The organism is Pseudomonas sp. L13 (genome assembly GCF_009935965.1).
GTDB lineage: Bacteria > Pseudomonadota > Gammaproteobacteria > Pseudomonadales > Pseudomonadaceae > Aquipseudomonas > Aquipseudomonas lactis.
Window position 1 is genome coordinate 1 of record NZ_QODJ01000106.1, and the last position, 9153, is coordinate 9153.

Consider the following 9153-nt stretch of genomic DNA (forward strand, 5'->3'; position numbering starts at 1 on the left):
TTCTTAAACCTTACGATGAACCAGTTTGATGCGCGACAGCGCTATGTCGGAGACTTAGTGGGGCCTCCCACATTTTTGCCGCTCTAAAAATCAGGCGATCTCGGCGACGACCGCTGCCAACGCTTTTGCAGGATCCGCCGCCTGGCTGATCGGACGGCCGATCACCAGGTAGTCAGAGCCCGCATCCAGGGCCTGGCGCGGCGTGAGGATACGGCGCTGGTCATCCTGGGCGCTGCCGGTGGGACGGATACCCGGCGTCACCAGTTGCAACGAGGGGTGAACGTTCTTCAGGGCCTGGGCTTCCAGGGCCGAGCACACCAGGCCGTCGAGGCCGGCTTTCTGCGCCAGAGCTGCCAGGCGCAACACTTGCACCTGCGGCTCGATATCCAGGCCAATGCCCGCCAGGTCTTCGCGCTCCATGCTGGTGAGCACGGTCACGCCGATCAGCAACGGCTTGGGGCCGCTGCGCTGTTCCAGCACTTCGCGGCAGGCGCTCATCATGCGCAGGCCACCGGAGCAGTGCACATTGACCATCCACACGCCCATCTCGGCCGCGGCTTTAACGGCCATCGCCGTGGTGTTGGGGATGTCATGGAATTTCAGGTCCAGGAACACTTCGAAGCCTTTGTCACGCAGGGTGCCGACGATTTCCGCCGCGCAACTGGTGAACAATTCCTTGCCGACCTTGACCCGGCAAAGCTTGGGGTCCAACTGGTCAGCCAGCTTCAGTGCGGCGTCACGGGTGGGGTAATCCAGGGCGACGATGATAGGAGTCTGGCAGACGGACATTGGAATGGGCTCTCAGGCAAGTCGAAATCGGCGCGGATTGTAGCGCAAGCAGCGCCGTTGCGGGATCCGATGATCGGTAAATACCGATCAAGCGCCCAATACCGGCGATTCAGGGCAATTGTTTCAACCCCGATACATTCACGACACGCCCCCAATACGCCGCCCGGCTAGCCTCGCGCACATGACCGCCCGCCCAGCACTTCCAGCCCTGGAACTGGGCGCCTATGCTGACAGCCACAACCAGGCAGATGACCTCGCTATGCATACCCCTTGCGACCCTGTAAACGAAGCGCCAAAAGACGCGGTGATCGCCGAAGACAAGCGCTGGAACACCCGCGCGCTGATTGTCGACGACGACGTGCCGATCCGCGAACTGCTGATCGACTACCTGGCACGCTTCAATATTCTCGCCTCGGGTGTCACCGACGGCACCGCCATGCGCCAGGCCATGCAAGCGGAGACCTTCGATGTGGTGGTGCTCGACCTGATGTTGCCAGGCGAAGACGGGCTGACGTTATGCCGCTGGCTGCGCGCCGAGTCGGATATTCCGATCCTGATGCTTACTGCCCGTTGCGAACCCACCGACCGCATCATCGGCCTGGAACTGGGGGCAGACGACTATATGTCCAAGCCGTTCGAGCCCCGAGAACTGGTCGCGCGTATCCAGACCATCCTGCGCCGGGTGCGTGATGACCGCACCGAACAGCGGGCCAATATCCGCTTCGACACTTGGCGCCTGAACAGCGTGCTGCGCCAGCTGGTGGCCGATGACGGCCTGGTGGTGCCGCTGTCCAACGCCGAGTTTCGTTTGTTGTGGGTGTTTATCGAACGCCCGCGCCGCGTGCTGAGCCGCGAACAGCTGTTGGACGCGGCCCGTGGGCGCTCCATCGAGGCCTTTGATCGCAGCATCGACTTGCTGGTGTCGCGCCTGCGCCAGAAGCTGGGGGATGACCCCAAGGCTCCGCAATTGATCAAGACCGTACGCGGCGAAGGCTACCTGTTCGACGCCCGGGATATCGGTTGATGCGCGCCCCCTTCAACACACTGTTCGGGCGACTGTTCGGCCTGTTGCTGGTGGCGATTGTGCTGGCCCATGTGCTGGCGTTCTTCTGGTTCCACCACTACGGCCCGCCGCCACCGCCCCGCGCGGCGTTCGTCGAACAACCGGACGGCAGCCTCACGCCTTTGCGCAAGGCGCCTCGCCCCTGGTTCGGCGGCCCGGTGGTGCCGCTGACATTCCAATTTATCTCGCTGATCATCGCCGCCTGGTACGGCGCCAAACTGCTGAGCCGGCCGATCCAGCGCCTGAGCGCGGCGGCCGAGCGCTTGAGCGTCGACCTCGACAGCCCGCCCTTGGTGGAGTCCGGCCCTCGCGAGGCACGCCAGGCGGCCTCCACCTTCAACCTGATGCAAAAGCGCATCCGCGAACAGGTCAGCCAGCGCGCACGCATGCTCGGCGCGGTCTCCCACGACCTGCGCACCCCCCTCTCGCGTCTCAAGCTGCGCCTGGAGCAAATCGAAGACCCCAAGCTGCAAGGCCAGATGCGCCAGGACCTGGACGACATGATCGGCATGCTCGATGCCACCTTGAGCTACCTGCACGAACAGCGCACCAGCGAGACACGGCATTGGCTCGATGTGCAGGCATTGGTGGAGTCTCTAAGTGAAAACGCCCAGGACCAAGGCCGCGATGTGCAGTTTTCCGGCACATGTACGCCCTTGCAGGTGCAACCGATGGCCCTGCGCTCCTGCCTGAACAACCTGATCGACAACGCCCTGCGTTATGCCGGCACCGCCCGGGTAGAACTGGCCGACAGCCGCGGCGCCCTGGTGATACGGGTGATCGACCACGGCCCGGGGATCGCCGCCGACAAGCGCGAAGCGGTGTTCGAGCCGTTCTTTCGCCTGGAAGGGTCGCGCAACCGCAATTCGGGAGGGGTCGGTTTGGGGATGACTATTGCCAGGGAGGCCGTCGAGCGACTCGGCGGCCACCTGAGCCTGGAGGACACACCGGGCGGTGGGCTGACGGCGGTGATGTGGTTGCCGAGGGTTTAAGAAGGCAGTCGCACGAGCACCTGTGAGAGGGCAAAATGTAGGAGCGAGCTTGCTCGCGAAAAACTCACAGGCGCCGCGTTTATTCAGGAAGCACGCGTTATCGTTGACGTTTTTCGCGAGCAAGCTCGCTCCTACAGACGGCCAGTTATGTAGTCACCGATCAGTTACACGGTTTGTCTTCGCGGCGCACCTGCGCCTGGCTCGCGCTCCAGTCTGTCAGCAGGCTGTAAGCCACCGCCAACAACGTCGGGCCAATAAATAGGCCGATAAAGCCGAACGCTATCAACCCGCCAAACACACCCAACAACACAATCACCAACGGCAAGTTGCCGCCACGGCTGATCAGGTACGGCTTGAGCACGTTATCCACGCCGCTGATCACGAACGTGCCCCACACGCCCAGGAACACCGCGTAGGTGTAGTCGCCCTTCCACGCCAGCCACGCCGTGGCCGGGATCCACACCAGCGGCGGCCCCATGGGAATCAGGCTGAGCAAGAAGGTCACGATGCCCAGCACCAGCGCGCCCGGAACGCCAGCGATCAGAAAGCCGATCAGCGCCAGCAGCGCCTGGGCCGCAGCGGTGCCGATCACACCATTGACCACCCGCTGCACCGTGCCAGCCACCAGTTCGATGTAATAGCCGGCGCGCTCGCCGATCAGACGCTCCAACAGGCGGTGCACAAACATCGCCAGGCGCGGCCCGTCGCGGTAGAAAAAGAACACGAAGACCAGGCTCAGGGTCAGCTCAAGAATGCCGCCGCCAATTTGCGCACTGCGCGCCAACAACCAATTGCCGACCTGGCCCAGGTACGGCTTGATGCTGACCATCAGCGCCGCGCCTTGTTGATCAATGCTGTCCCACGTCGCCACCAGGCGCTCGCCGACAAAGGGGATCGACCCTAGCCAGGTCGGCGCCTCGGGCAAGCCGTCGACCTGGATGTCCTTGATCAGCGCCACCGCATCACGCACATGGTCAGCCAGGTTGAATCCCAGCCACACCAATGGCACCGCCACCAGCAACATCCAGCCCAACGTCAGGATGCCGGCGGCCAGGGACTCCCGACCGCCGAGCCAACGAGTGAGCAAACGCATCAGCGGCCAACTGGCAAAGGCCAGCACCGCGCCCCAGAACAGCGCCGACCAGAACGGCGCCATGACCCAGAAGCTGGCACCAAACAGCACCAGCAGCAGGATTTGCACCAGCAGGCGATCGTTATTGAGCATCGGGTATCTCGAAAAGAAGGCTGTAGGAAGAGAGCTTAGGCGAACGGCACGGGTCCGTTCGCCCTGTGATGCTTAGCGTATCAGATGCAGATGCAGCCCTTGGGTTTCACCGGTGCCGGTTTCCAGACGGGCGGTGCGCACGCCCTTCTCCACCAGCGCCTGGCGCCAGGCCTCGGCCTGCGGCCCGCTCAGGCTCACGCGCAGGGTGGTGTCGAGGTTCAAGGCTCGGGATATCAAGGTCAGCCAAGTGTCATCCGGCTCGGCAACCAGCGCGGGAAAATCCAGCTCGCCAGTGCTTTTGAGTTCACGCAGCAGGGTGGCCGAGGTGGGCAGCAGCTCGCTCAAAGGCGCGCTGGCGTCGAGTTGCTCCACATGCAGGTAGGCGCGGCGGTTACCACGGGTGATGCCGTACAGCGCAACCAGGGAATTGTCTTGCGGGGCGGCCAGGCGAAGCAGCAGGTATTCCTGTTGGCCGTCGGCGCCCACCAGCTTGGCGTTGCCGAACACCTCGTTGGCCCACAGGCTGCTTTCGCCACAATCGCGGGCCTTGCACCAGAACAACAACTGCGCGCCCTTGGCCTGCAAGGCTTCACGCGTTGCGGTAAAGGCGGCGCTGGAGCTGTGTTCGGCGGGCAATTCATAGGTGATTGCAGTGACTGGGCCGCGCGCGATGGCTTGGCCTTCGTAGCGCAACTGGCCGCTGATCTTGCGGATCGCGCCCATGGGGTAGATGCGTTCCTTGTCTTCAGCAGGGCGGTAATCGACGATTTGCGCATCAACCTGGCGGGTTACCGCCGGCAGATCCTGGCTGCCGGGCAGGTCGGCAGCAAATACCAGGGGGCTGAAACAGCAAAGGCCAAGGGCACGGATACATCCTTTACCCAGGCTCATCGGATCAGTGAGCCCTGGCCAATGTTGGTCACAGCGATATTGAGTGTGTTCATGGTTGACTCCCTTTCAATCCGCCCAGCCTCGGCAGTTGACCCCGCCAAGTCAAGGCGTGGAGAAGAACCGATTGAAACAGTCTGCAACAAGAGCCGCGCCGGGCTCGTCATTCAGGTGTAAATGATGGCCGCCTGGCAGCGTGGTCACCGTGAAGGGTAGCTGAGAAAGCAATTCGGGATGTTTCGCCAGCATGCCGTCAGCCGCGACCACCAACTGCGTAGGGCACCCGACCCGTCGTACGAATGCCATGGCCTGTTCATCGGTCAGGCGCATCGGTGACGCCAGGGTCAGGCGGCTATCGCTGCGCCAAGTGTAACCGCCCGGTACCGGCATCAAACCGCGCTGGGCCAGGAGCTGCGCCGCTTCACGGCTGACCGCCACTACGCCTTTCATCCGCGCCTCAACCGCTCGATCAAGGCTGTTGTAGACCGGCTTGCGCTTGTCTTGCAGGCTCAATTGCGCCTGCAAGGCCATGCCCAGGCGCTCGGCCGCGTTCTCGCCGCTGGCGGTCGGCGGGATCACGCCGTCGATCAGCCCCAGGTGTGTCACCCGCTCCGGCAAGGCCCCGCCCAACACCAGGGAGACGATGGCGCCAAGAGAGTGGCCGAGTAATGCAAAACGTTTCCAACCCAGTTGCTCGGCCACCTGCAGCACGTCGTAGACGTAATCCCACAAGGCATACCCGGCGCCGGCCGGGCGGTGCGCCGAATGCCCATGCCCGGCCATGTCCAGGGCAACGATGCGCAAGCCGTGCAGCTTGGGCGCCAGGCGCGCAAAGCTGTTGGCGTTGTCCAGCCAGCCATGCAGGGCAATCACCGGCAGGCCGTCCTCAGGCCCGAACAGATGCGCGGCCAGTTCGATATGCGGCAGGCTCAAGCGAACCTCTTCGACAGGCGTACTCATGCGCAATCGCGCTCACGGGCTTGCCAGCGAGCGAACAGCGTCTTGATCAAGGCAGCGGTGTCCTGTGGGCGTTCGAGCGGGAACATATGGCCGCCGGGCATGGTGAGCATTTCGCCCATGGGCAGGCGGTCGACGCCGCTGGCATGGTGACGCATCACCACCCGGCTCTGGCGGCCACGCACCACGGCCAGTGGCACCTTCAACTGGCGTATCTGGCCAGGGCTGGTGTGGGGCACGCCGCGATAGATGCTGATTTCGGTGGCCGGGTCGAACCGCAGTCGCAGACGGTCGCCCACTTGCTGCAGGCCATGTTGCAGGTATGCGTCAAAGCAATCAGGGTCGAAGCCACGGAACAGGGTCTTGCCGGCGAAGTAGCTGCGCGCGGTGTCCAGGTCGGTGAATTCTTCGCGCCGGCCAAGCGTGCGCCCGGCTGGGGTGAGGCGGTCGATAAAGCCAAAGCGCTTGGCAGCGCGGATCACCCAGCGGTCTGCGCGGGTGAGCACCGGCGAATCCAACATCACCACGCCCCGGTACAGGTGCGGGCAACGCATGGCCGCGTGCAAATGCAGCACGCCCCCGAGGGAATGGCCCACGCCCCATACCGGCTCTGGCTGCTGCTCCAGATGGTGGATGAGCTCGTCCACCAGGTTCTGCCAGTTATCATCCACCGGGAACCTGGGGTCGTGACCGTGCTGCGGCAGATGCGCCACCGCATATTCCGGGGCCAGGGCGGCAAACAGCTTGCCGTAAGTGGCCGAAGGGAAGCCATTGGCGTGGGTAAAAAACACGTGCTGCGACATACAGTTTCCATCAACCAAAACAGAGGGGGATTGTCACCATGCCCGGCGCCTACAGCAATGACTGTAACTGCCAGGAATGATGACACTCACGCCACGCCTATCGCGCCGGCGGTTGTTCACCCAGCGGCACCACGGCCATGGTCAGGCGCGAGACACAACTGGCCTTGCCCTCGTCGCTGCTCAGGCGGATGTCCCACACCTGGGTGGTCCGCCCGATATGAATAGCCTTGGCCACCGCCGTCACCCGCCCGCTGCGCACACCGCGCAGGTGGTTGGCGTTGACCTCCAGGCCCACGCAATAGAACTTGCTGGCATCAATGCACAAATAGGCAGCCATGGAGCCGACACTTTCGGCCAGTACCACCGAGGCGCCGCCGTGCAGCAGGCCGTAGGGCTGATGGGTGCGGTGGTCGACCACCATACTGGCGGTGAGGGATTCGTCGTCGAAGCTTTCGAAACGAATATCCAGCAATTCACCGATGGTGTTTTTCTGGATCGCGTTGAGGTGTTCGATATTCGGTTGGGTACGCCACAGGCTCATACGGTTGTCCTTGTTGGTTTTATTACGGCCCTAATCCTGCCACAGAACGGTTTCGGCGCGCGCGCTCCACGCTTGTAATTGTGGCCCGTACGTCGACTCGATCACGTTGCGCTTGATCTTCAAGGTCGGCGTGAGAAAACCGTTTTCCACCGCCCAGTGATCTTTCACCACCACCAACTGCCCCATGCGCTCATGCTTATCCAGGCCGGCATTCACCTGTGCCAGCCAACGCTGAAGGCCACTGCCCAGGGCGTGGCGGTCCTCGCCCGGCGCCGACAACACGCACAGCCCGATCGGTGCGCTGAGCCCCTCGCCGACCACACACACCTGTTCAATACGCGCATGTTCGGCCAGGCGGTTTTCAATCGGCGCCGGGGCCACGTATTTGCCTTTGCTGGTCTTGAAGATCTCCTTGAGGCGCCCGGTCAGGCGCAGACGACCGTCAGCGTCCTGCTCGCCCTTGTCGCCCGTGCGCAGGAAGCCATCTGCGGTGAGCGTATCTGCGGTTTTCTGCGGGTCCTTGAAATAGCCCAGCATGGTCGCGCCACTGCGTACCTGCACTTCGCCTGACGGGTCGATGCGCACTTGCACACCAGGGCAGGGCTGGCCGATCCAACCGAGCGCTTGCCCGCCAGGGCGACACACATGGGAATAGCCGCAGTTTTCGGTCATGCCATACACCTCCAGCACATCCAGGCCCAGGCGCTGATACCAACGCAGCAACGCCTCGGGCACCGGCGCCGCGCCGGACAGAGCGATACGCAGCGCATCCAGCCCCAGACCGGCGAGGACTTTATGGCCGACGCGCTTGCCGATAAAAGGCAGGCGCAACAAGGTATCGAGGCGTTTTTCCGGGATTTTGGCGTAGACGCCCAGTTGAAATTTGGTCCAGATACGCGGCACACCAAACAAGGCCGTCGGCCGCGCCCTGCGCAGATCGATGAGGAAGGTCTCCAGGCTCTCGGCGAAAAAAACGGTTTGCCCGGTATAGATCGACGCCATTTCGACAAACATCCGCTCCGCCACATGGCACAGCGGCAGATACGATAGCAACCGGTCACCCTCCCCCAGGCCGAACAACTCAGTACCGCGCGTGGCAGCAAACCCCAAGGCGCCGAAACTGTGCATCACCCCTTTAGGCAGGCCAGTAGTACCGGAGGTGTAGATGATAGTGGCCAGGCTGGCGGCATCCGGCAGCGGGTTGTCCTGGACCGGTGAACAGGCTTGCAGGTCCGCCCAACTGAAATCGAAAGTCCCCTTCGGACACAGCGGCAGGCTGATAGTCGGCACCCCCGCAGGAACGCCAGGCGCCATCGCCGGCCAGTCATCGAGTTTACCGATCAACGCCAACCGCGCCTGCGAGTGGGTCAGCACATGGGCGACGGACTCAGCGGTGAGGTTGGGATAAAGCGGCACCGACACATGCCCGGCCATCCAGATCGCCAGGTCGGCGATGATCCAGTGAGCGCAGTTTTTTGAAATCAAGGCAATGTGCGAGCCCTGGGGCAACTCCCGCGCACGCAGCCAGTGCGCGGCGCAACGCGCTTGGTGGCCCACCTCGCCCCAGGTGAGGGTCTGCACCTCACCGCCGCCGATGGGCTGAACAAGAAAAACTTTACGCGGGTGCCGCGCTTCACGTTCAAAGAAGACCTGCAACGGCAAACGAAAAGCGACAGACATGGGACGCGCTCCTTTGTGATCCGAGATACAGCCAACCAAGCACTTGCTTGGTTGACTGTATAGCACAGGCAAAGGAAACGGCCTGCCGCTAACCACGATGCGAAGCGAGCCGCTCTTGATCTTGCTCTTGATCTGCTCTTGATCTTGATCTTAGGCGCCCCGTCAAACCACGCTGGCCGGAATTCGACAGGGATTTGGGGGGTAAACCGGCAGGG

General features: G+C 62.9%; 9 protein-coding genes. 2 read left to right on the forward strand and 7 right to left on the reverse strand.

Annotated elements, in window-relative coordinates; translation table 11 throughout:
- Positions 1–90: 90 nt before the first annotated feature.
- The gene (gene pyrF, locus DK871_RS27715; RefSeq protein ID WP_161907402.1) at positions 91–789 is read right to left on the reverse strand and encodes an orotidine-5'-phosphate decarboxylase; all 699 of its coding nucleotides are present in this window, start codon (positions 787–789) and stop codon (positions 91–93) included.
- 259 nt (positions 790–1048) lie between these two features.
- Between pyrF and DK871_RS27720 the strand changes: the two genes are divergently transcribed.
- Together DK871_RS27720 and DK871_RS27725 are read left to right on the forward strand one after the other, a co-directional pair.
- Positions 1049–1813, forward strand: coding sequence for a response regulator (locus DK871_RS27720; RefSeq protein ID WP_014717756.1), 765 nt, complete (start codon positions 1049–1051; stop codon positions 1811–1813).
- Positions 1813–2844 (forward strand): HAMP domain-containing sensor histidine kinase, encoded by a 1032-nt coding sequence (locus DK871_RS27725; RefSeq protein WP_044273032.1) that lies wholly within the window; start codon positions 1813–1815, stop codon positions 2842–2844. The genes DK871_RS27720 and DK871_RS27725 overlap by 1 nt, the downstream gene beginning before the upstream one ends.
- A 160-nt stretch (positions 2845–3004) precedes the next feature.
- Here the strand turns inward: DK871_RS27725 and DK871_RS27730 are convergent, their stop codons facing one another.
- The 6 genes from DK871_RS27730 to DK871_RS27755 form a co-directional block, all read right to left on the reverse strand.
- Positions 3005–4069 (reverse strand): AI-2E family transporter, encoded by a 1065-nt coding sequence (locus DK871_RS27730; RefSeq protein ID WP_003190063.1) that lies wholly within the window; start codon positions 4067–4069, stop codon positions 3005–3007.
- 72 nt (positions 4070–4141) lie between these two features.
- Positions 4142–4960 (reverse strand): DUF4892 domain-containing protein, encoded by an 819-nt coding sequence (locus DK871_RS27735; protein ID WP_161907403.1) that lies wholly within the window; start codon positions 4958–4960, stop codon positions 4142–4144.
- Positions 4961–5062: 102 nt separating this feature from the next.
- Positions 5063–5917 (reverse strand): alpha/beta hydrolase, encoded by an 855-nt coding sequence (locus DK871_RS27740; protein WP_161907404.1) that lies wholly within the window; start codon positions 5915–5917, stop codon positions 5063–5065.
- Positions 5914–6717: an alpha/beta fold hydrolase gene (locus DK871_RS27745; RefSeq protein WP_161907405.1), complete on the reverse strand. Its 804-nt coding sequence runs from the start codon at positions 6715–6717 to the stop codon at positions 5914–5916. Before DK871_RS27745 ends, DK871_RS27740 begins: the two co-directional genes overlap by 4 nt.
- 97 nt (positions 6718–6814) lie before the next feature.
- A complete protein-coding gene (locus DK871_RS27750; RefSeq protein ID WP_032892618.1) occupies positions 6815–7258 on the reverse strand; it encodes a hotdog fold thioesterase in 444 nt (147 codons plus the stop codon).
- Positions 7259–7288: 30 nt separating this feature from the next.
- The gene (locus tag DK871_RS27755; protein WP_161907406.1) at positions 7289–8938 is read right to left on the reverse strand and encodes an AMP-binding protein; all 1650 of its coding nucleotides are present in this window, start codon (positions 8936–8938) and stop codon (positions 7289–7291) included.
- Between the last annotated feature and the right edge of the window lie 215 nt (positions 8939–9153).

Bases quoted from the DNA above. Each gene is read 5' to 3' on its own strand.
- pyrF (WP_161907402.1), bottom strand. From the start codon at position 789: ATGTCCGTCTGCCAGACTCCTATCATCGTCGCCCTGGATTACCCCACC.
- DK871_RS27720 (WP_014717756.1), top strand. From the start codon at position 1,049: ATGCATACCCCTTGCGACCCTGTAAACGAAGCGCCAAAAGACGCGGTG.
- DK871_RS27725 (WP_044273032.1), top strand. From the start codon at position 1,813: ATGCGCGCCCCCTTCAACACACTGTTCGGGCGACTGTTCGGCCTGTTG.
- DK871_RS27730 (WP_003190063.1), bottom strand. From the start codon at position 4,069: ATGCTCAATAACGATCGCCTGCTGGTGCAAATCCTGCTGCTGGTGCTG.
- DK871_RS27735 (WP_161907403.1), bottom strand. From the start codon at position 4,960: ATGAGCCTGGGTAAAGGATGTATCCGTGCCCTTGGCCTTTGCTGTTTC.
- DK871_RS27740 (WP_161907404.1), bottom strand. From the start codon at position 5,917: ATGAGTACGCCTGTCGAAGAGGTTCGCTTGAGCCTGCCGCATATCGAA.
- DK871_RS27745 (WP_161907405.1), bottom strand. From the start codon at position 6,717: ATGTCGCAGCACGTGTTTTTTACCCACGCCAATGGCTTCCCTTCGGCC.
- DK871_RS27750 (WP_032892618.1), bottom strand. From the start codon at position 7,258: ATGAGCCTGTGGCGTACCCAACCGAATATCGAACACCTCAACGCGATC.
- DK871_RS27755 (WP_161907406.1), bottom strand. From the start codon at position 8,938: ATGTCTGTCGCTTTTCGTTTGCCGTTGCAGGTCTTCTTTGAACGTGAA.